The organism is Variovorax sp. 01N429 (assembly GCF_056399425.1).
In genome coordinates, this window is sequence record NZ_JBFTRG010000007.1 from 94,951 (window position 1) to 114,810 (window position 19,860).

The 19,860-nt window shown below is 63.8% G+C and carries 19 protein-coding genes and 2 riboswitches; of the genes, 9 read left to right on the forward strand and 10 right to left on the reverse strand.

Features of this window, described 5'->3' with window-relative positions:
- The first annotated feature begins 45 nt into the window (after nt 1-45).
- Both AC1DSF_RS14420 and AC1DSF_RS14425 read left to right on the forward strand, forming a co-directional pair.
- Nucleotides 46-1,284, forward strand: a complete 1,239-nt coding sequence (locus AC1DSF_RS14420; protein WP_478126899.1) for a multidrug effflux MFS transporter — start codon at nt 46-48, stop codon at nt 1,282-1,284.
- Between the two features lie 5 nt (nt 1,285-1,289).
- Complete coding sequence (locus tag AC1DSF_RS14425; RefSeq protein ID WP_478126900.1) at nt 1,290-2,423, forward strand: HPP family protein; 1,134 nt, start codon at nt 1,290-1,292, stop codon at nt 2,421-2,423.
- Here the strand turns inward: AC1DSF_RS14425 and AC1DSF_RS14430 are convergent.
- Nucleotides 2,368-3,318, reverse strand: coding sequence for a LysR family transcriptional regulator (locus tag AC1DSF_RS14430; protein WP_478126901.1), 951 nt, complete (start codon nt 3,316-3,318; stop codon nt 2,368-2,370). The two genes, AC1DSF_RS14425 and AC1DSF_RS14430, sit on opposite strands and share 56 nt — an antisense overlap.
- A gap of 101 nt (nt 3,319-3,419) precedes the next feature.
- Here AC1DSF_RS14430 and AC1DSF_RS14435 point away from each other — a divergent pair, with 101 nt between their 5' ends.
- Entirely contained in the window at nt 3,420-4,037 is a 618-nt protein-coding gene (locus AC1DSF_RS14435) for an NAD(P)-dependent oxidoreductase (RefSeq protein WP_478126902.1), read from the forward strand.
- Between the two features lie 117 nt (nt 4,038-4,154).
- Here AC1DSF_RS14435 and AC1DSF_RS14440 read toward each other — a convergent pair whose 3' ends face one another.
- The 7 genes from AC1DSF_RS14440 to AC1DSF_RS14470 form a co-directional block, all read right to left on the reverse strand.
- Nucleotides 4,155-4,556 (reverse strand): SRPBCC family protein, encoded by a 402-nt coding sequence (locus AC1DSF_RS14440; RefSeq protein ID WP_478126903.1) that lies wholly within the window; start codon nt 4,554-4,556, stop codon nt 4,155-4,157.
- Between the two features lie 41 nt (nt 4,557-4,597).
- A complete protein-coding gene (locus AC1DSF_RS14445; protein WP_478126904.1) occupies nt 4,598-5,302 on the reverse strand; it encodes an ABC transporter ATP-binding protein in 705 nt (234 codons plus the stop codon).
- Nucleotides 5,295-6,146, reverse strand: coding sequence for an ABC transporter ATP-binding protein (locus tag AC1DSF_RS14450; RefSeq protein ID WP_478126905.1), 852 nt, complete (start codon nt 6,144-6,146; stop codon nt 5,295-5,297). Before AC1DSF_RS14450 ends, AC1DSF_RS14445 begins: the two co-directional genes overlap by 8 nt.
- A complete protein-coding gene (locus AC1DSF_RS14455; RefSeq protein ID WP_478126906.1) occupies nt 6,143-7,114 on the reverse strand; it encodes a branched-chain amino acid ABC transporter permease in 972 nt (323 codons plus the stop codon). The genes AC1DSF_RS14450 and AC1DSF_RS14455 overlap by 4 nt, the downstream gene beginning before the upstream one ends.
- Nucleotides 7,114-7,986: a branched-chain amino acid ABC transporter permease gene (locus AC1DSF_RS14460; RefSeq protein WP_478126907.1), complete on the reverse strand. Its 873-nt coding sequence runs from the start codon at nt 7,984-7,986 to the stop codon at nt 7,114-7,116. The genes AC1DSF_RS14455 and AC1DSF_RS14460 overlap by 1 nt, the downstream gene beginning before the upstream one ends.
- A 151-nt stretch (nt 7,987-8,137) precedes the next feature.
- The gene (locus AC1DSF_RS14465) at nt 8,138-9,313 is read right to left on the reverse strand and encodes an ABC transporter substrate-binding protein (RefSeq protein WP_478182971.1); all 1,176 of its coding nucleotides are present in this window, start codon (nt 9,311-9,313) and stop codon (nt 8,138-8,140) included.
- A gap of 202 nt (nt 9,314-9,515) precedes the next feature.
- Nucleotides 9,516-10,292 carry a GntR family transcriptional regulator gene (locus AC1DSF_RS14470; protein WP_478183082.1) on the reverse strand — a complete coding sequence of 259 codons (777 nt, stop codon included), beginning with the start codon at nt 10,290-10,292 and terminating at the stop codon, nt 9,516-9,518.
- A gap of 158 nt (nt 10,293-10,450) precedes the next feature.
- Between AC1DSF_RS14470 and AC1DSF_RS14475 the strand changes: the two genes are divergently transcribed.
- The 4 genes from AC1DSF_RS14475 (at nt 10,451) to AC1DSF_RS14490 (ending at nt 14,541) form a co-directional block, all read left to right on the forward strand.
- Entirely contained in the window at nt 10,451-11,569 is a 1,119-nt protein-coding gene (locus AC1DSF_RS14475) for a 5-methyltetrahydropteroyltriglutamate--homocysteine S-methyltransferase (protein WP_478182972.1), read from the forward strand.
- Between the two features lie 160 nt (nt 11,570-11,729).
- The gene (locus AC1DSF_RS14480) at nt 11,730-12,398 is read left to right on the forward strand and encodes a glutathione S-transferase family protein (RefSeq protein WP_478182973.1); all 669 of its coding nucleotides are present in this window, start codon (nt 11,730-11,732) and stop codon (nt 12,396-12,398) included.
- A complete protein-coding gene (locus AC1DSF_RS14485) occupies nt 12,395-13,774 on the forward strand; it encodes a phospholipase D-like domain-containing protein (RefSeq protein ID WP_478182974.1) in 1,380 nt (459 codons plus the stop codon). The genes AC1DSF_RS14480 and AC1DSF_RS14485 overlap by 4 nt, the downstream gene beginning before the upstream one ends.
- Nucleotides 13,775-13,854: 80 nt before the next feature.
- Entirely contained in the window at nt 13,855-14,541 is a 687-nt protein-coding gene (locus AC1DSF_RS14490; RefSeq protein ID WP_478126913.1) for a dienelactone hydrolase family protein, read from the forward strand.
- Between the two features lie 13 nt (nt 14,542-14,554).
- On the opposite strand, the gene AC1DSF_RS14495 is transcribed toward AC1DSF_RS14490, so the two are convergent.
- Nucleotides 14,555-15,703 (reverse strand): ROK family protein, encoded by a 1,149-nt coding sequence (locus AC1DSF_RS14495; RefSeq protein WP_478182975.1) that lies wholly within the window; start codon nt 15,701-15,703, stop codon nt 14,555-14,557.
- A gap of 21 nt (nt 15,704-15,724) precedes the next feature.
- Entirely contained in the window at nt 15,725-16,513 is a 789-nt protein-coding gene (locus AC1DSF_RS14500) for an alpha/beta fold hydrolase (RefSeq protein WP_478126915.1), read from the reverse strand.
- Nucleotides 16,514-16,633: 120 nt separating this feature from the next.
- Here AC1DSF_RS14500 and AC1DSF_RS14505 point away from each other — a divergent pair, with 120 nt between their 5' ends.
- Complete coding sequence (locus tag AC1DSF_RS14505) at nt 16,634-18,199, forward strand: glycine betaine ABC transporter substrate-binding protein (protein WP_478182976.1); 1,566 nt, start codon at nt 16,634-16,636, stop codon at nt 18,197-18,199.
- Between the two features lie 77 nt (nt 18,200-18,276).
- A riboswitch (glycine riboswitch) is annotated at nt 18,277-18,376 on the forward strand.
- Between the two features lie 15 nt (nt 18,377-18,391).
- Nucleotides 18,392-18,498, forward strand: a riboswitch (glycine riboswitch).
- A 203-nt stretch (nt 18,499-18,701) separates the two neighbouring features.
- Nucleotides 18,702-19,778, forward strand: coding sequence for a tyrosine-type recombinase/integrase (locus AC1DSF_RS14510; RefSeq protein ID WP_478182977.1), 1,077 nt, complete (start codon nt 18,702-18,704; stop codon nt 19,776-19,778).
- The last annotated feature ends 82 nt before the right edge of the window (nt 19,779-19,860 follow it).

A 19,860-nucleotide genomic window follows, 5' to 3' on the forward strand; every position in this document is an offset into this window, starting at 1 on the left:
CCCTTCTTTTTTCCGAAAGCCAAGAATCGACTGGAGCCACCGCGCATGAATCCCGACGCCGACAAACTCTGGCTGGCCCCGCGCTGGGCGCTGGCCATTCTGCTGGCAGTGCTGGGCATGCTCGGTCCGTTCTCGATCGACACCTACATCCCCGCTTTTTCAGGTATCGCTCACTCCATCGGCGCCACGCCCGTGGAGATGCAGCAGACGCTCTCGGCGTATCTCTTCGGCTTTGCTTTCATGAACCTGTTCCACGGGGCACTGTCGGACAGCTTCGGCCGCCGCCCGGTGGTGCTCTGGGGGCTGGTCGTCTTCACGGTCGCTTCGCTCGGCTGCGCGTTGTCGCAGACCATCGGACAGCTGGTGCTTTTTCGCGCGCTTCAGGGCTTGTCGACGGGGGCCGGCATCGTGGTGTCCCGGGCAGTGATCCGTGACATGTTTCCGCCCGCCGAAGCGCAGAAGGTGATGAGCCAGGTCACGATCTATTTCGGCATTGCGCCGGCGATCGCGCCGATCGTGGGTGGATTCCTGTTCGTGAACCTGGGCTGGCACAGCATTTTCTGGTTTCTGGTCGCGGTGGGCGTGGTGCTGTTCATCGCCAACTACAAACTCCTTCCCGAGACGCTGCACGCCGAGCACCGCCAGCCCTTCGAGGTAAAGCACCTGATGCGCGGCTACTGGGAGCTGTGCTCCGACCCGCGTTTTCTGCTGCTGGCGCTCGCGAGCGGGGTGCCTTTCAACGGCATGTTCCTGTATGTGCTCGCCGCGCCGGCGTTTCTCGGCGAGCACCTGTCGCTCGCACCGACGCAGTTCTTCTGGTTCTTCCTGCTGACCATCGGCGGCATCATGGCTGGCGCATGGGCGAGCGGCCGGATGGCCGGCAAGGTGGCCCCCAAGCGGCAGATCCGCGATGGTTTCGTCATCATGTTGGCGACTTCCCTCGTGAACGTCGTCGCGAACGCGTTGTTCACCCCGCATGCGGGCTGGGCGTTGTGGCCGCTGGCGGTGTTCGCCTTCGGGTGGGCGCTGATGGTGCCGGTCATCACGCTGCTGGTGCTCGACTTGCATCCCGAGCGCCGCGGCATGGCTTCATCGCTGCAAGCCGTGATCGGATCGACCGCCAACGGCGTCGTCGCAGGCGTGATCGCGCCGCTGGTGATGCATTCGACGCTGGCACTCGCGGGCACCTCGATCCTGATGCTGGGCATCGGCCTTGTCGCATGGGTCTGGCTGCACGGGCGCTGGCCGGAGATCGGGCGCCTTGTCGCCGGGGCAGCCGCATGAGGCTCATGAGAATCGACGCGCTGCCCACTTTTGCTCGGGCCTGGATCCCAGGTCGCACTGCCGTCAATGGGCGCGAGCGCCTGCGGGCGGCAACCGGCGCCTTGGCCGGCTTGCTCGTCACGGCAGTGTTGTGCCAATGGATGGTTCACATGGCGTGGGGCAGCACCTGGCTGATCGCGCCGCTCGGGGCCAGCGCCGTTCTGGTTTTCGCAGTGCCGGGGAGCCCGCTGGCGCAACCTTGGTCCGTGATCGGCGGCAATACCGTCGCCGCCCTGGCGGGCGTTGCCTGTGTGCAGTGGCTGCCGGACGGCCCTTGGGTCGGCGCCATTGCCGTTGCGCTCGCCATTTCGTTGATGTTCGCGCTTCGCTGCCTGCATCCGCCGGGCGGCGCCGTTGCGTTGCTGGCGGTCCTGACACACGCGACGCAATTCTCCTTTGCGCTTTTTCCGACTTTCGCCAATTCGCTGCTGCTGGTGCTGGCAGGCGTGCTCTACAACAGCTTGACGGGCCGCCGCTATCCGCACGTGCAAATCGCGCCGCGGCAGCCCACTACAGACAGCCGCTTCAGTTCGGCGGACGTGGACGCGGTTCTGGCGCGCTACAACCAGGTGCTCGACATCAGCAGAGACGATCTCGAATCGCTGATCCGCGAGACCGAAATCGAGTCATGGCACCGGAGGCTGGGCACGGTGCATTGCGTCGACATCATGTCGCGCGACCTCGTCTCCGTCGAATTCGGCACGACGCTGCAGGAAGCGTGGTCGCTGATGCACGCCCGGCGCATCAAAGCCCTGCCCGTCGTCGACAAGACCCGGCGCGTGGTCGGGATCGTCACGCAGGCGGATTTCTTCAGGCATATCGATCTGCAGCACCACGAAGGCTTGGGCGGCCGCCTGCGCGATTTCATCCGGGCGACGCGCACCGTCATGTCGAGCAAGCCCGAAGTCGTGGGCCAGATCATGACGCGCCAGGTGCGTGTAGCCAGCGAGGACCGGCCCCTCGCCGAACTGGTGCCGTTGTTCTCGGAAGGCGGCCACCATCACATCCCGATCATCGACGACGAAAAGAGGCTCGTCGGAATGATCACGCAGTCCGACTTCGTGCGCGCGCTGTATCGCGCCGTGGGGCCCCAGGACTGAGCGGCCAGAAGGCCGGGTCTGCGAAGCACTCCACCAGAAAGTCGAGCAGCGCACGCAGCGAGGCCGGCATCTGGCGCCGTGAACCATATAGCCCGTATACACCGAGCGGCTGCGGCACGGCGTCCGGCAGGAGTGGCACCAAACGCCCGTCCGCAATCGGCGCACGAACGGCATACGCCGGCTGCATGGCGATGCCCGCGCCTTCGATGGCCGCCGAAAGCAGCACCTGCGATTCGTTGGCACTCAGATTGCCGCTGACCGGCACCGCAACCCGCTCGCCCGCCTGCTCGAACTCCCACAGGCTTTTGCCGAAGTAGGAGTAAGTCAGGCAGTTGTGGGTCGCCAGGTCTTCCACGCTCGATGGCTTTCCGTTTGCAGCCACGTAGGCGGGCGCAGCACAGATCACCGAATCGCATCGGCCGAGCGGGCGGGCGATGAGGTTGGGATCAAGATCGTTGGTGATCCGGATCGCCAAGTCGATCCGTTCTTCGACCAGGTTGACGGACTTCGCACCCATGTGGAGGTCGATGGAAACCAGCGGATGGCGGCGCAGGAATTCGGAGACGGCGGCGGCAAGCACCTCCTGGGCCAGAGAGTGCGAACTCGCTACCCGTAGCAGTCCTCGCAGCGTGTCGGCATCCGCCGCGGCGGCGGCTGGCATCTCCGCGGCCACTTCGAGCATGCGCCGGCAGCGCACAAGGGTTTCCGTCCCCGCTTCAGTCAGGCTCACGCGTCGGGTCGTGCGATGCAGGAGCCGCGCTCCCGCCCACTGCTCCATCTGTGCAAGGTGGCGCGAGACCATGGCGCGTGACATGTCGAGCGCCTCGGCCGCAGCTGTCATGCTGGCCCGCTCGGCAATCGATACGAAGACTTCAGCGGCGGCAATACGGTCCATATTCGACCGAATTCTGCAACAAACCTGCGCGCTCAACGGTGTTTTTAGACCGACCGGAGAAACATACGATCGATCGCACCCATCTTCGTACAAGGATCACCATGAGCAAAATCGCCCTCCTCGGTATCTCCGGCAACGCCGGTTCTCGTATCGCCCACGAACTGCTTCAACGCGGCCACACCGTGAGCGGAATTGCCCGCAAGGCGGAAGGCGTCGCGCCACACCCGCAACTCACCGTGAAGACTGCGGATGCCACTTCCGTCGATGCGTTGGTCCCGCTCCTTCGGGGCCACGATGCCGTGATCAGCGCCACCCGCTTCGTCGGCGGGAGTGATGCCGAAACGCTGATTGCAGCGACCAAGAGCGCGGGCGTGCCACGGCTGCTAGTTGTCGGCGGAGCAGGCAGCCTGGAGGTAGCGCCCGGCAAAGCCTTGATCGAGACGCCGGAGTTTCCAGACGCCTACAAGGCGGAGGCCAGCGCCGGCGGCGCGCTCCTGAAGCGGCTGCGCAGCGAGAAGGAACTGGACTGGACCTTTCTTTCGCCATCGGCGCTGTTTGCGCCCGGAGAGCGTACGGGCAAGTTCCGGCTCGGCGGCGATCAACTGCTGACGGACGCGAATGGCAAAAGCTGGATCTCGATGGAGGACTACGCCATCGCGCTGGCCGACGAGCTCGAAAGGCCCAAGCACTCGCGCGTTCGCTTCACCGCCGGATATTAGGCACACCCCCAGGCTCCGCGCACTTCGTGTCGCTCCTCCACCCCCTTGCAGGGGGCAACACCGGCGGCCCGGCTTAGCCGGTTCCGCGGTGTTTCTGGAAGAGAGGCGCTGCTGTGTTCAAGGGTTTGCTTCGAGGGTTCGCTTCATTGCGCGCATGCCCTCTTCGATCATGGCAGCGATCGGGGCGGCCATGGCATTGGGCAGGAGGTCGGCGATCCAGACGAGCCTGCTGGTGCCGGCCTCATCGGCGAAGACTTGCAGAGATGCGTTGTGATGCGTGAGACGGCCGCCGCTGGCGGACCAGACGATGCGGCGGGCGGCTTCGTCGAGGTCGACGATCACCTCTCGCGCGACGATGCCGTTGGCGAAGGTGACGATTCGGGCATCGTCGCCGTCCATGCGGCAATCACTGACGAAGCCCGGGACCAGGCGGCGATGAATTTCGCCGACGTCGCGGACGGCATCCCAGATGGCGGCGGCGCTTGCCGCCACCTGAATCTCGCGTCGAATGGAAGCCATGGCCTGATCTCCTCACGAAGATGAAGAACTGAGGCCGGAGATTAGCGCGAAACCCCCAGCAAACGCTCCAGCACTTCGGGTTGCGTGCGCAGCGTGGCCGCCCGGTCGGCATGGACGACCGTGCCATGGTCCAGCACGACCGCTTCGTCGGAAATCGCAAGGATCGCCTGTGGATGCTGTTCGACGACGATGGCTGACAGCCCCTCGCCTTGCGTGATGCGGCGAATGGCGCGAAGCAGTTCTTCCACGATGATGGGCGCGAGGCCTTCGAGCGGCTCGTCGAGCAGCAGCAGCGTCGGATTGACCACCAGCGCGCGCCCGACCGCGAGCATCTGCTGCTCGCCGCCCGACAGTTGCGTTCCGAGGTTGGACTTCCGCTCGGCCAGTCGAGGGAACATCTCGTAGACGCGCTGCGGGTTCCACTTGCCCGGGCGGGCGACGGCGGTGAGGTTCTCGTGCACGGTCAGCGACTTGAAGATGTTGCGCTCCTGCGGCACCCATCCGATGCCCGCTGACGCGCGCTGGTGTGACGACAGCTTGTGCAGCGCCACGCCGCCGAGCGAAATGCTGCCGCCGTGCTGGCGCGTCGCGCCCGCGAGCGTGTTGATCAGCGTGGTCTTGCCGGTGCCGTTGCGGCCCAGCAGCGCCAGCGTCTGGCCTTGTCCGATGGCGAGATTGACGTCGTGCAGCACGACCGCCTCGCCGTATCCGGCGCTCAGGTTTTCGATGCGCAGCAATTCAGACATGTCGGGTCTCCCGCCCGGCCGTCCCAAGGGAGGCCTGCGCCCCCTCGGGGGGCTGCGAACCAATGTGAGCTTGGGGGTCCACATCACTTCCATGGCCCAGGTAGACCTCTTTCACCCGCGGGTCGTTGGCGATCGTGTCGGGGTCGCCTTCGGTCAGCAGGGTGCCGTTGACCAGCACGGTCATCCGGTCGGCAAAGCTGAAGACGAGGTCCATGTCGTGCTCGATCAGCAGCACGGACACATCGGCCGGCAGCGCGGCGACGGTTTCGAGCAGTTCTTCGCGTTCGCCGGCAGGCACGCCAGCGACGGGCTCGTCGAGCAGCAGGACGCGCGGCTCGCAGGCCAGCGCAATGGCGATTTCCAGCAGACGGCGCTTGCCGTAAGCCAGATGCTTCGTCCGTTGCTGCGCCACGTCCGCGAGCCGGAATTGCTCCAGCAGCCGACCGGCCCGTTCGGCCACCTGCTTCGACGCGCCGAGCGGCCGCCACCAGTCGGTGCCGACGCCGGAGTGCTGGGAGACCACCAGCGCGAGCGTCTCCAGCGGCGTCATCGAATCGAACAGCTGGTTGATCTGGAAGGTGCGAACCATCCCTCTCGCCACGCGGCGGTGCGGCGCAAGGCGCGTAATGTCCTCGCCTTCAAGGACGATGCGGCCCTCGGTGGGCGTGAGCACGCCGGTCAGCAGATTGATCAGCGTCGTCTTGCCGGCGCCGTTCGGGCCGATCAACGCATGGCGTGCGCCGCGATGCAGGTTCAGCGTGACATTGTTGGTGGCCGTGATCCCGCCGAAGCGCATCACGAGGCCCGTTGCGGAAAGGACGATGTCGTTTGCCGTAGCGGTCATGGCTTGACTCCCGCGCGGGCGCCGAACCACGTCCACGGCTTGAACAGCCGATCGCGGCCGACCAGCACCATCAGCACAAGGATCAAGCCGATCCAGAACATCCAGTACTGCGGCGTGACGCTGGAGAGCGTGTCCTGCAACAGCTTGAAAACGATGGCGCCAACCACGCCGCCGTACAGCCAGCCAACCCCGCCGATCACCAGCATCAACAGCACGTCAGCCGAGCGGTCGAACGAAAGCACGTCGAGCGATGCGAAGCCGGTGGTCTGCGCAAGCAACGCGCCCGCCGCTCCGGCCGCTGCCGCCGCGATCGTGTAGATCACCGCGAGGCGCGAAACCACGGGAATTCCGATCGCCATGGCGCGCAGCCGGTTGTCGCGCACGGCCATCAGCGTGGCACCGAAGGGCGAATGCACAAGGCGGCGCATCAGCAGGAAGAGCAGCAGCAGTACGGACATCGAATACCAGGCCGCCGTGCGACCGAAGAGATCGAAGTCGAACAAACCGAGGACGGGACCCATCACCACGCCCTGCAATCCGTCGGCGCCGCCGGTGAGCCAGTCGAGCTTGTTGGCAAGCTCCAGGAGAAGCAGCGCGGTTCCGAGCGTGACCATCAGTCGCGTGAGATCGGTGCCGCGCAGGATGGTCACGCTGGCCATTGCGCCGACGACCGCGCACACCACGATCGCGACCAGCAGTCCGACAGTCGGGTCGGGCATCACGTGCTTGGCAAAGAGCGCCGCCGCATAGGCACCGAGCCCGAAGAACCCGGCATGTCCGAGCGACACGATGCCGGTGTAGCCGAGGATGAGATCGAGCGACATCGCGAACAGCCCGACGATGGCGATCTCGTTGATCATGAGCGCATGGGAGGGGAAGACCAGCGGCAGTACGAAAGCCACGGCCCAGACGACGAACTCCCAGGGTCGCCAGCGCGCCTTGCGCAAGAGCGGTTGCTGAAAGTCCATCAACGCGCTCCCTTGCGCGTAAACAGGCCCTGCGGCCGCCACATCAAGATGAAGATCATCAGCAGGTACACCGTGAAGGCGCCCATCTTCGGAATGAAATACTTGCCGGCCACATCGGCGATGCCAAGCAGCAGCGCAGCCAGCAGCGGCCCGGTGATCGATGAGGTGCCGCCGACGGACACCACGATGAGGAAGTAGATCATGTACTTCAGCGGGAAGGTCGGATCGAGGCCGAGGATCTCGGCGCCCAGCGCACCCCCCAGGCCGGCCAGCCCCGAGCCCACTGCGAAAGTCAGCAGGAACACCACGTTCACGTTGATGCCCATGCCGGCGGCAACCCGCGGATCATCGACGGCGGCGCGAAGCCGGCTGCCGAAGCGCGTCTTCGTGAGGATCAGCTGAAGCACCACGGTCAGCAACGCGCACACGGCGATGATGAAGATCCGGTAGTGGCCCATGCCCAGCATCAGCGCGCCGTCACCGATCTCGGTGCGTCCGCGAAGCCATTCGGGCAGGTGGATGTTCTGCTGCGAGGAGCCGACGAAGTAGTCGACCGCCGCGACCGCCATGAACGCAAGGCCGATGGAGAACATCACCTGGTCGAGGTGCGGCTTGCCGTACATCGGACGATAAAGCGTGCGCTCTAGCAGCGCGCCCGCGGCGCCGACGACGATGAACGCGAGCGGCAGGCAAAGGAGAAAAGGCACGCCGAGCTGTTGCATGGCGAATACCGTCAGGTAGCCGCCGGCCATGGCGAATGCCCCGTGCGCGAGGTTGATGAAGTTCATCAGCCCCAGCGTCACGGCCAGGCCGACCGCGAGCACGAACAGCAGCATGCCGTAGGCGATGCCGTCAAACAGAATGGTTAGCATGGCTCGCCCCCAGTCTTCGCGCACTTCGTGTCGCTTCGCCTACCCCCTACCGGGGGCAATACCAGTGGCCCGGCGGAGCCGGTTCCACGGTATTTTCCGAATGGGGTGGGGGCGGATTTTGCGTTGTCAGCGGTCAAGGGCGGGGGGTGCATCACTGCTTGGTCTTGCCGGGGTCTTTGACGTTTTTGATGACGTCGAACTCGACGTTGTAGAGCTGGCCGTCTTTTTTCTCGACTTTGCGCAGGTACACGTCTTGCACGATATCGCGGGTCTGGGCGTCGATGAGGACTTGGCCGCGGGGGCTTTCGAAGACTTGGCCCTTCATTGCGGCGAGGAGTGCTTCGCCACCGCCCTGGCCCTTGGTGGTCTTGAGGGCGTCATAGATGATGCGCATGCCGTCATAGCCGCCGACGGCCATGAAGTTGGGGCGCATGTTCTTGTTGGCCTTTTCGAAGGCTTCGACGAACTTCTTGTTCATCGCCGAGGGATGGGCCGCCGAATAGTGGTGCGAGGTGACCACGCCCAGCGCGCCGTCGCCCATGTCGTTGAGCTGATCGTCGTCCGTCACGTCGCCGGTGGCGATCAGCTTGATGCCAGCCTTGTCCATGCCGCGTTCGAGGAACTGCTTCATCACGGCCGAGCCCGCGCCGGAGGGCACGAAGACGAACAGCGCGTCAGGCTTGGCGTCGCGCACTTTCTGCAGGAAGGGCGCGAAGTCGGGATTGCGCAGCGGCACGCGCAGCGAATCGAGCACCTTGCCGCCGTTGAGCTGGAAGCGCTCCTTGAAGTACTTCTCGGCGTCGTTGCCGGGGCCATAGTCGGAGACCAGCGTGACCACGGTCTTGATTCCGTTCTTTGGCGCCCAGTCGCCCATGGCCACCGAGACCTGCGGCAGCGTGAAGCTCGAGCGCACGACGTACGGAGACGCTTCAGTGATGCTCGACGTGGCAGCCGCCATCACGACCAGCGGCGTCTTCGACTGCGTGGCAATCGGTGCGACGGCCAGCGCGGATGGCGTGATGCCCATGCCGGCGAGCACGTTCACCTTGTCGTTGACGACCAATTCCTGCGCCAGGCGCTTGGTGACGTCCGGCAAGCCGGTGTCGTCCTTGACGATCAGTTCGACCTTCTTGCCCGCGACGGTGTCGCCGTTCTGCGCCATGTAAAGACGCGCGGCGGCCTCGATCTGGCGCCCGGTGGAAGCCTGCTGGCCGGTCATCGGAAGGATCAGGCCGATCTTGAACGTGTTGTCCGCGGCGAATGCCGAAGGCATGGCCAGCGCAATGGCGGTCAGGCTGGCAGCCTTGACGAGATGACGACGAAGCATGGAGCTCTCCTTTTCGATAGGTGCTGAATTGGCGAAACGGTGGATATTGTGACGAGATGCAAGTGGACGCGGGCTTCGGCAAACACCTAGCTTGCCGCCGCAGGATCGGATTTCTGCGCGATCATGAAATTGGACGCGCGATCATCGCGCAATGGGGGGTGGCAGAGGCAAGTCATGCAGGTCCATCGTGCGGGTGCAATGTTCAGGTTCGGCGGCGGATGAGATTCACGCCCGGCAAAGGATGCGCCTGCAGGCCGTGCAGCGCCTCGCGGAGGTTGCGCTGGGCGATGCGGCTGTGCTCGCGCATCAGCGCCTCGGCGCGGGAACCCTCGCGGTTTTCGATCGCGTCCAGCACCTGCCAATGCTGGTCCTGTGCGATCAGCAGCATGTCTCGAGCGGCAGGCGCATTGGCCTGCACGACGACGAAGGCCGATGGCGATGCGAAGGGCAAGTTGGTGACGCGCTCGGTCTGCATGCTGATCAGCGGGCTCGCGGACAGCTCGGACAGCAGGCGATGAAACTCTTCGTTGAACGCCACATAGCGCGAGAACGCGGCATCGTCCAGCGCCGGTTCGCACAACAGCTCGTCGATGCGCTTGAGACACGCGCGGGCCTCGCGCAGCACCACCGGCGCCACGCCGCGCTCCGCTGCGAGCCGCGCCGACAACCCTTCCAGCGTGCCGCGCAACTCGATGGCGTCCGACACGTCACGCTCCGAGAAAGTCCGCACGGCATAGCCACCGTTGGGCAGCGCCTCCAGCAAGCCCTCCTGCTCGAGGCGCATCAGGGCGCTGCGCACCGGGGTTCGGGAGACGCCGAGCAATTCGGAGATGGCGACTTCGGCAATGCGGGCACCGCCGGGCAATTCGCCGGCGAGCACCATCTCGCGCAGGCGCAACTGGGCCTTGACGGCTTGCGAGCCGCCCGCTTCGGGTTCGCCGAACACGGCGGCGACGGCATGGCTTGTCGCAGGATGGATGCGGTCGTTCACGGGATACGGACTGTATACAAAGGAACCCAGAAAATTGACCGGGCCGCCGGGTTTCGAGGGTAAACACTCATCCCGGTGTATCCGCTGCGCATCAGTCCTGTGCGGATACGATCGACCGTTCTATTCCAGTTTTGACGGAGCCACCTATGTCCCAGCATGCCCAACTGCCTGCCCGCTATGACCATGTCGGCAGCTTCCTGCGCCCCAAATACCTGCTCGAAGCCCGAGAGCAAAAAGCCAAGGGCGAAATCACGCCCGAGCAGCTTCGAAAGGTCGAAGACAAGGCCATCACGGAGATCGTCAAGTTCCAGGAAGACGTTGGCCTCAAGAGCATCACCGACGGGGAATTCCGCCGTACCTATTTCCACATCGACTTTCTCGAACAGCTCGGCGGCGTGAAAACGGATATTCCGGTCACGATCCGCAAGCCCGACGGCACAGAGGAACTGGCCCCGCCGGTGATGCGCGTGATCGACAAGGTCCGCCACGCCAAGAACATCCAGCTGGCGGATTTCCAGTACCTCAAGAGCCAGGTGTCCGCCGGGAACACGCCCAAGGTCACGATCCCCTCGCCCACCATGCTGCACTTTCGCGGCGGCCGCGCCGGCATCAGCAAGGAGGCTTACCCGGAACTCGATCCGACCTTCTACGACGATGTGGCCAAGGCCTATGGCGACGAGCTTCGCTCGCTGGCTGATGCCGGTTGCACCTATGTGCAGATGGACGACACTAATCTCGCCTACCTTTGCGACGAAAGAATGCGCGAAGCAGCCCGCCAGCGCGGCGACGACCCGAACGAACTGCCGCACCGCTATGCCGCCTTCATCAACAAGGTCGTCGCGCAAAAGCCGGCCGGCATGACGCTGGCGATGCACCTGTGCCGCGGCAACTTCAAGAGCACGCACGCCGCAGCCGGCAACTACGAGCCGGTGGCCGAGGCGCTGCTCAAGGAAATGGATCTCGACGCCTACTTCCTCGAATACGACGACGCGCGCTCGGGAGATTTCCGTCCCCTGCGCTTTCTGCCGAAGGGCAAGACGGTCGTGCTTGGCTTGGTGACCACCAAGTTCGGCGAAATGGAAGACAAGGACGAGCTCAAGAGCCGCATCGAGGCCGCCGCCAAATACGTTTCGCTCGACCAGCTCGCCCTGTCGCCGCAATGCGGTTTCTCCAGCACGGTGCACGGCAACAACATCGCTGTCGAGGCGCAACGTGCCAAGCTGCGTCTGGTCATAGAGACAGCCCAAGAGGTCTGGGGGAGCTAACGCTAGGCTCGCCCCCAGGCTGCGCGCACTTCGTGTCGCTCGCCGACCCCCTGCCGGGGGCAACACCAGCGGCCCGGCAAAGCCGGTTCCGCGGTGTTTCCCGAAGATGCCGTTCCGGCGGGCGGTTTGTTTTGGCGCTGGGGTGAAGTAGGCTTCGGGGATGAAGCTCTTCACCGGTCCCCTCAGCATGTTCGGCGCCAAGGCGCAGATCGCGGCTTTTGAGAAAGGGCTGCCGTTCGAATGCGTGATGGTGCCATTCGACAGCGACGACAACTACGAGCCCAAGCATCCCGACGTGCTGCGGATCAACCCGAAGCAGCAGGTGCCGGTGCTGGTCGACGGCGACCTCGAACTGTTCGATTCGACTCAGATCTTCGAGTACCTCGAAGATCTCGTTCCCGATCCACCGCTGTGGCCCGCCGAAGTCTCCGCGCGTGCCCGGGCGCGACAACTCGAACTCAAGTCGGATGAGGTTTTCTTTCCCCACGTCGTGAAGCTTTTTGGGCTGCAGGACGACATGCAGAGTCCCGCGGCGCGGGCGGCGTGTGCTGCGTGCGACCGCTTTTGCAAGGACCTGGATCTTCTTCTCGAAGGCCGCGACTATCTCGCCGGCCCCTATTCGTACGCCGACATAGCCTTCTACATGGCGCATGTATTCGCCGACCGCAAGGGAGCCGGCATGACATCCTCCACCCCGCGGCTGGTGGCCTGGCGTGATCGCGTTGGCGAGCGGCCCGCCGTGCGCGAAGTGGTCGGCGCGATGATGCGTTTCCTCGCATCGCACGGGCGGCCGGTGCCCGCGTTCCTGCAGTCGCATCTCCACACGTGAATCAGATCGACGAGTTGCTCGACTGGCTGCCCTCGCCGTCGCAGCATTTGCTGGTCGTCACGTTCGCGCTGCTTGTCTACGTGCTGACCACCCGCGGGCGGCGCGAACAGCGCGCGCCTTCGACGGCCATCGCCTGGGTCATGGGACTTGCGCTGATGCCCTACGTCATCCTTCCCATGTACCTGTTGTTCGGCCAACGCAAGCTCCGGCCGGCGGGCTCTCCCCGTCCGCCGCGCACCGGCCCGACGGGGCATTGGGCCGCCGACTTGATCGAGAGCTTCGGCCTGGCGCCGCCCGGGCCCTGCGACATTCATTTCCATTCCGATGGCGCGGCTGCGCGCGATGCGCTCTTCGAGGTGATCGAACGCGCACGGACGCGGCTCGACGTCGGCACCTTCATCATCGGTGATGACGCGCTGGGACATGAAGTCATCAACCGGCTGTCGCGGCGCGCGCGCGAAGGGGTGGCGGTGCGCGTGCTGCTCGATGGCTTCGGCGCGCTTTCACTGCCGCGCTCGCATTTCGACACGCTGCGCGAAGCGGGCGCCGAAGTTGCGGTGTTTCGTCCCATCTTCAGCTTGCGGCGCACCGGCCCGCGAAACCTGCGCAACCACCGCAAGCTCACCATTGCCGACGACCAGTGGCTCTGGTCGGGCGGCCGCAATCTTGCTGGCGAGTACTTCACCGGCAACGACGATCATCCGATTCCATGGCGTGACCTGTCCTTCGATCTCCGGGGTAGCGTGGCCGCCGCGGCGGCGCGGCAGTTCGACCATGACTGGTCGTCGGTGCGCAAGCGCAAGGCGCGCGCTTCGGCCGCCATCGAAACGACCGCTGGAGGCGACCTCGCGCAGTTCCTGCCGAGCGGCCCCGACCAGACCGAAGACACGGCACACGCCCTGCTCATCGACGCCTGCTTTCGCGCCGAACAACGGCTGCTCGCCATCACTCCTTACTTCGTGCCGGGCGACGGGCTGCGCGACGCCCTGCGCCTGGCCGCGCGGCGCGGCGTGCAGGTGACGATCGCCATCCCGGCCCGATCGAATCACCGTCTGGCCGACTTCGTTCGCGCACGCGCGATGCGCGACCTCGCTCGCGCAGGGGTCACCTTTCGCATGTTGCCTTTCATGGCGCACGCCAAGGCCGTGGTGGTGGACGAAGACCTCGCGATATGCGGATCGATCAATCTCGACCTGCGCAGCTTGCTCATCAACCATGAGGCGGCCGTGGTGTTCTACGGCCAGCGCCAGATCGATTGGCTGGCGCAATGGATCGAAACCACCGCCTCAGCCGGTGAAACCTACCGGGCACGGCGGCCGGGCCTCGTTCGCGATCTGGCCGAAGGGCTGCTTCTCACCATCGCGTTCCAGCTCTGACCGAGCGCCGGGCGGCCATGGCGGCAATGCCTCGTTGTCCGATACTCGCTTCTCGTCGCAAGCAACTTCAGGAGAGATGCATGACAAAGCTCGTCCAGTTCAACCGGCCCGATGGCGGCGCCGTTCAAGGCTACCTTGCAGAAGCCGACAAGCCCTTCGGCTCCGTCGTGGTGATCCAGGAATGGTGGGGATTGAACGATCAGATCCGCGGGGTGGCCAATCGGTTTGCAGAAGCAGGGTTCACCGCCCTGGTGCCAGACCTGTATCGCGGAAAGTCCACGGTCGAAGCCGAGGAAGCCCATCACCTGATGGACGGCCTGAACTTCGCGGACGCGGCGTCACAGGACGTCCGTGGGGCGGTGCAGTTCCTGAAGGCGCGCGGTGGCAAGGTAGGTGTCACAGGCTTTTGCATGGGCGGAGCGGTCACCCTCCTCGCCTCGACCATGGTCCCCGAGGCCGACGCCGTGGTCGTGTGGTACGGCTACCCGCCGCTGGAGTACGTCGATGCGTCGAAGATCACTGCGCCGCTGATGGGTCACTGGGCCACGCAGGATCAGGCCTTTGCGATCGCAGGCGTCGAAAGCCTCGAAGAAAAACTGAGTGCCGCGGGCGTCCGCTACGAAGGGCACCGCTACCTGGCGCACCATGCCTTCGCCAACGAGGAAGCGCAGGGCCCGGGACGCATCCCGATCACGCAATACGACGCCGTTTGGGCGGAACGCGCCTGGGATCGCACGGTGCGATTCTTCGGCCGCGAACTCGCCTGAAACCAGGCGCACGTCAGCGATTCGTTTTCTTCTGGGTGCCCTTCCCCGATTCGGCGGACTTGTTCGTGTAGCTCGCGTTGCCGAGCCCGGTACCGATCGTCAGGATCGCCCAGCGCTCCACGTCGTGCATGAAGGGCAGTTCGCTCAGGCCTTGGACCACCGCATCGTTGTGCATCAGCGCGACCGTGGGGTGTCCGCCGATCAGCGGGATTTTTTTGCAAAGCTCGCTGGGCAGATGGAAATGCTCGCTCTCCCAGTCGCCCGGCAGGTTCTGCGCACCGCGCGCGATCGATCCGTCCTTGCGAATCAACCCGGGACATCCGATGCCGATGAACGGGGCAAGTCGAATGCCCTTCTTGTCGCAATGCCGCATCTGCTTGGCGAGCATTTCCGCGAGCGTTTCGACCAGGATCTTGCGGCTGGGACCGTCGTCGGCATGGCGCCATTTCTCGCGGTGAACCACCTTGGCCTTGGAGAGGTCGGCTGAGCGCCTGATCCGCGTCTTGACGACGCCGCAGCGCACATTGGTGCCGCCGATGTCGAGCGCAAGAATGGCGTCGCGGCCCTTCAGCAGCGGCGGCGGAACCAGGTGCACCCAGCCGAGAAGGCCGCCATCGTCGGTCTCATGCGAGATGCGGCCCAATTGCACCGACTGCCCCATTTCCTGGAGGATGGCCGCGGCCTGCAGGATCGCGCGTTCGCCGACATCGCTTTCCGGAAACCCGCCGCCAATCACGACCCGCTCGACGCCTTTCCATGACGGGTGACGCATGAAGCGGTCGATCACCCAAGCCAGGTCTTCCGCGAATTCCTCGATGACGGCATGCACGACATCGGCGGCCCGTGAGGCCTCTTCGCCGATGGCCTTGTCGAGGACCCGCTTGCTCAGGTCCCTGGAATGACGCCTTCCCAGCGGGTCAGTCCCCTTGCGTCGGCTGCGGCGGCGCCAGCGCTCGAGCAGCTCCCTGAAGGCTGTCTGGCTGGCCRCATCACCGACAAAACCGTCCTTGTCGCGCAACTGCAGGCTGTAGCCCTCGACCACCACCGAAGGGAGTTCGCGTGCGCCATGCACGTCCGGTAGGGGATGCGCGTCGTTGTCGTTTCCATCCTTGCTTTCGTTCTTCTCTTTCTTGTCTCTCTTCTCTTTCTTTTCTTTTGCCATCGTGTTCCCCGGGTGCGCCGTTCAGTCGGCCGTGGTCGCCAGTATCAGCTTTGCGGTTTCGTCCGGCGCGTCCCAGTGGGGATAGTGTCCGCACCGGTCAAACCAGTGGACGCGAGCGTCCGGAAAGAGTTGCTGCGCGCGAGCGGCCTGGATCGGGAAGCAGAGCCGGTCGAAGCGCCCCCAACCGATCACGAGTTGCTTTTCGAGACTGCCGACCAAAGCGCCTTCCTGCGGCGACCCTTGTATGAGGTTCTTCAGGACCAGGTTGAAGGAAGCTGCCGATGCGAAGTTGCGCATTTCATCCAGGACCAGCGAAGGCGAAAGACCGGCGGCGCGCGCCGAGACGTGCCCCAGCAGCAGCACGCGCGACCATTCGTTGGCCGTGATCGCCGGCATGGCGAATTGCAGTGCACGCGCCATCCGCCAGGAAAGGCACACGGATGCTCGATACGCATGGCGCTCCCAGCCTTCCCAGAAGCCGAGCGGACCAAGCGACACGACCGCCCCGACCACGCCGCCGCGCCGCGCCAGTTCCAGAATGAGTTGCCCGCCCACTGAACTGCCGGCGGCATCGATTCCGATCAGATCGTGTTCCTTGAGAAACAAAGCGACCGCATCGCACAGAGTGCCAATGGAGACTTCGCCGTCCAGTTCAGGGCTCTTGCCGAACCCCGGAAGGTCGATGGCCACCACGCTGCGCTCTGCAGCCAGCGGCGTCAGGATGGTCCTCCACGAACGCCAGGTGCCTCCCAGGCCGTGGATGAGCAACAAGGGCTTGCCTTCACCGCGTCGGACGTAGTTGATGCGCACGCATTCATTCTGCTTTCAGCCGCTGCGCTGCAGCATCGGCACGGCGCACGATCGCCTGTAGGAGACGAACCAGTCCATCGAATGGCCTCATCGGGGCCGCGTCGCCGATACACTGCCTCGATGCGTTCTCTGCGCCGAATCTGGCTCACCGCCTTGGCTTGCCTGGGTCTCCTCGGCGCGGCCTTTCCGTCGCAAGCGCAAGGAGGGGCCGGCGAACTCCGCATCGGATCGAAGCGATTCACCGAGTCGTACATCCTCGCGCAGGTGCTCGCGCAGACGGCGGCAGCGCACACCACACCCGCGCCCGTCGTGCGGCAAGGACTCGGCAATACGGCCATCGTCTACGAAGCGTTGACCTCCGGCGGCATCGATCTCTATGCCGAATACACCGGCACCATTGCCCTCGAAATCCTCAAGAGCGCCCAACCCATGACGCTGGAGGACATGAACGCGGCGCTTCGTCCATTGGGACTTGGCATTGCGATTCCATTCGGCTTCAACGACGGCTATGCGCTCGCCATGCGCGCGGCCGATGCCGATCGACTGGGCGTGCGAACGCTCGGCGACCTCGCTGCCCACCCTGAGCTGAAACTCGGCCTGTCGAACGAGTTCCTCGGACGCGCCGACGGCTGGCAAGGGCTGGCCGCTCGCTATGGCTTCACGCAGACGCCGACAGGGCTCGACCACGGACTGGCCTACGACGCGATCGCAGCGAAGCAGATCGACGTGACCGACATTTACACGACGGACGCCAAGATCGATCATCTCGGCCTGCGCGTGCTCGAAGACGACCGCCATTACTTTCCGCGCTACGACGCCGTGGTGCTCTACCGCCTCGACGTGCCAACGCGCTGGCCGCAGGCGTGGGCGGCGATGCAGAAGCTGGAAGGCCGGGTGGACGAGCACGCGATGATCGAGATGAATGCGCGTGCCGAATTGCAGGGCGTGGGCTTCGATGTCATTGCGCGCGACTTCCTCGCGCAAAGCAAGATCGTCGCCCAGCCGGCCAACGCCAACACGACCCAGGCAGCCGGCGCCGCGCGCCCGAAGGATGCCGCGGCGCGCGGTTTCCTCGCCAAGCTCTTCGGCCCGGACCTCGGTCGGCTCACGCGCCAGCACCTGCTACTGGTCGCGGTTTCGGTGGGGCTGGGCATCCTGATCGCGGTGCCATTGGGCATCCTCGTGTTTCCACACCTTCGAACGCGTGCGCTCGTGCTCGGGCTCACGGGGCTGCTGCAGACGATTCCTTCGCTTGCGCTGCTGGCGATATTGATCTCCGCAGTGGGCGCGATCGGCCTCGTTCCGGCGCTGATCGCGCTCACGCTTTATTCGCTGTTGCCGATCATGCGAAACACAGTCACGGGCTTGGCCGAGGTTTCGGCAGGGCTGCGCGAGGCCGGCACCGCCTTGGGAATGACCGCCGGGCAGACGCTGCAAGTGGTGCAGTTGCCGCTGGCGCTGCCCACCATCCTTGCCGGCGTACGGACGGCGACGACCATCGCCATTGGCACCGCGACCATCGCGGCCTTCATTGGCGCCGGAGGTTTCGGCGAGCGCATCGTGACGGGGCTGGCGCTCAACGATCGCGAACTGCTGCTGGCCGGTGCAGTGCCGGCCGCAGTGCTGGCATTGCTCAGCGAGGCATTGTTCGAATCGATCGAATACTTGATGCGCCGCAGAGGCTGAAGGCGCGGCGGAACAAGCCTTGCCCGGCTGGGCGATCGCACTGAAATCGCCGTTGAACGAGCTTTCGATCCCTTACACTGGCGCAGTCAGGAGAGAGCCCCGCTGCGCCGGGGCCGCCGAAGGCGCAGGTCCCACCAAAACACGGGCCCGAACGCTCAGGCAAAAGGACTGGCGAAGCGCCCCGCATCAGGGCGTTTCCTTGCTGGAGAGAGGCGACCCGTCACATGACGGCCTCGCCCACCGAAGGAGCAAGCCCCGATCGTGGGGTGAATCTCTCAGGATTACACAGCGCAATTAGTGACCACTAACATCCTGCTAAGTCATTGATTTTGCTGGGTGCCTGTAAGCAGACATTGCACATCGTGTGCGGTATATGTCGCCCAAACCCCCCTTTTTCCATAAAATTCCGTGCAAATCCAGTGCACAGCTACCCCTGTAGCAGCACAAGGGTTTCAAGCCCCAAGAACACGCTGTTTTTGGTCTTTTTTTTTGGAGTGAAGACATGGCACTGTCACAGCGGAAAAAAGGCGGCAACTGGTACTGGCGCGAAACCATCGAGGGTATCGACTTCTTCGAGACCACTGGCACCACTGACAAAGCACTTGCTAAGGAGTGGGCTGCAAAGCGTCACGAGGAATGCTACAGAACCATCAAGCTTGAGGGCCACAAGCGGAAGCCACTCACTGTTGCTGTGTTGGTAGAGAAGTATCTGGCTTCAATTGAGGGAAAGCCCACTTATCGCAACATTGAAATGAACCTCAACAAGTTCAAGTCCTGCTTTGCCATCCTTGTTAAAGACCTTACGCGAGATGACATCCAAGCTATTGTCAATGCGGAGCGGGCTAAGGGCAACAAGGAAGGGACTATTGGTTTAGTGTCCCGCTATTGGAACACCATGATCAATTTTGGCCTTGAACAGCAGTTGTTTGTCAAAGCGCCTAAGTTGCCAAGCGTCAAAAAGCCAGAGCCAAAGAAGCGCCACTTCTCCGAGGAAGAAGAGGAACTGTTTTTGAAGGCACTTGAGGTGCCCACTAAGCCCACACGCGGATATTCACCCGCCGTAGCGTTTGATAAGCAAAACAACTTTGACGCAACCGTTGCTTTGTTTGAGCTTGGATGCCGATGGAATGAAGTTGCGAACCTCACATGGAATCAAGTCAGCTTTGAAGGCAACAGCGTATACATCAAGCGCAGCAAGAATGGTGTTCATAGCTCCCACTTGATGACTGCTCGCTTGCGTGGAATGCTTGAGCGTCGTTGGAACGAGCGCGACCAAGATGATTATGTGTTTCCTACCAAGTATGGCAAGCGGTATAAGGAAAGCACATGGGTGAAGCGTGCAGTGCGCAAGGCAGGGCTTAGTGAGGCGAACGGAACCCTTACGCTTCACGCTGCAAGGCGCACTTACGCAACACGCATGGATGCAGATGGCGTTCAGACGAACCGTATCCAAAAGCTTTTAGGGCACAAGAACATAAACACCACGCTTGGCTACATTGATAGCAACCCCGACGACATTGCACGCCAAGCCCTTGCAGTGCAGGAAGCACGAGCAGCACGCAAAGCCAAGCTTTCTTAAAGAAAGCTGCTGTAGACGGTTGTAGCCCCCTTGCTGGGGGCTACTTTTTGGGCGTTTGATGGCAGTTTTAAGTCCGCAAGAA

What these genes read in the sequence shown, in the direction of transcription:
- AC1DSF_RS14480 (WP_478182973.1), top strand. Translation starts at nt 11,730, where the DNA reads ATGAAGCTCTTCACCGGTCCCCTCAGCATGTTCGGCGCCAAGGCGCAG.
- AC1DSF_RS14510 (WP_478182977.1), top strand. Translation starts at nt 18,702, where the DNA reads ATGGCACTGTCACAGCGGAAAAAAGGCGGCAACTGGTACTGGCGCGAA.
- AC1DSF_RS14425 (WP_478126900.1), top strand. Translation starts at nt 1,290, where the DNA reads ATGAGAATCGACGCGCTGCCCACTTTTGCTCGGGCCTGGATCCCAGGT.
- AC1DSF_RS14505 (WP_478182976.1), top strand. Translation starts at nt 16,634, where the DNA reads ATGCGTTCTCTGCGCCGAATCTGGCTCACCGCCTTGGCTTGCCTGGGT.
- AC1DSF_RS14465 (WP_478182971.1), bottom strand. Translation starts at nt 9,313, where the DNA reads ATGCTTCGTCGTCATCTCGTCAAGGCTGCCAGCCTGACCGCCATTGCG.
- AC1DSF_RS14430 (WP_478126901.1), bottom strand. Translation starts at nt 3,318, where the DNA reads ATGGACCGTATTGCCGCCGCTGAAGTCTTCGTATCGATTGCCGAGCGG.
- AC1DSF_RS14460 (WP_478126907.1), bottom strand. Translation starts at nt 7,986, where the DNA reads ATGCTAACCATTCTGTTTGACGGCATCGCCTACGGCATGCTGCTGTTC.
- AC1DSF_RS14450 (WP_478126905.1), bottom strand. Translation starts at nt 6,146, where the DNA reads ATGACCGCTACGGCAAACGACATCGTCCTTTCCGCAACGGGCCTCGTG.
- AC1DSF_RS14420 (WP_478126899.1), top strand. Translation starts at nt 46, where the DNA reads ATGAATCCCGACGCCGACAAACTCTGGCTGGCCCCGCGCTGGGCGCTG.
- AC1DSF_RS14435 (WP_478126902.1), top strand. Translation starts at nt 3,420, where the DNA reads ATGAGCAAAATCGCCCTCCTCGGTATCTCCGGCAACGCCGGTTCTCGT.
- AC1DSF_RS14445 (WP_478126904.1), bottom strand. Translation starts at nt 5,302, where the DNA reads ATGTCTGAATTGCTGCGCATCGAAAACCTGAGCGCCGGATACGGCGAG.
- AC1DSF_RS14490 (WP_478126913.1), top strand. Translation starts at nt 13,855, where the DNA reads ATGACAAAGCTCGTCCAGTTCAACCGGCCCGATGGCGGCGCCGTTCAA.
- AC1DSF_RS14475 (WP_478182972.1), top strand. Translation starts at nt 10,451, where the DNA reads ATGTCCCAGCATGCCCAACTGCCTGCCCGCTATGACCATGTCGGCAGC.
- AC1DSF_RS14440 (WP_478126903.1), bottom strand. Translation starts at nt 4,556, where the DNA reads ATGGCTTCCATTCGACGCGAGATTCAGGTGGCGGCAAGCGCCGCCGCC.
- AC1DSF_RS14455 (WP_478126906.1), bottom strand. Translation starts at nt 7,114, where the DNA reads ATGGACTTTCAGCAACCGCTCTTGCGCAAGGCGCGCTGGCGACCCTGG.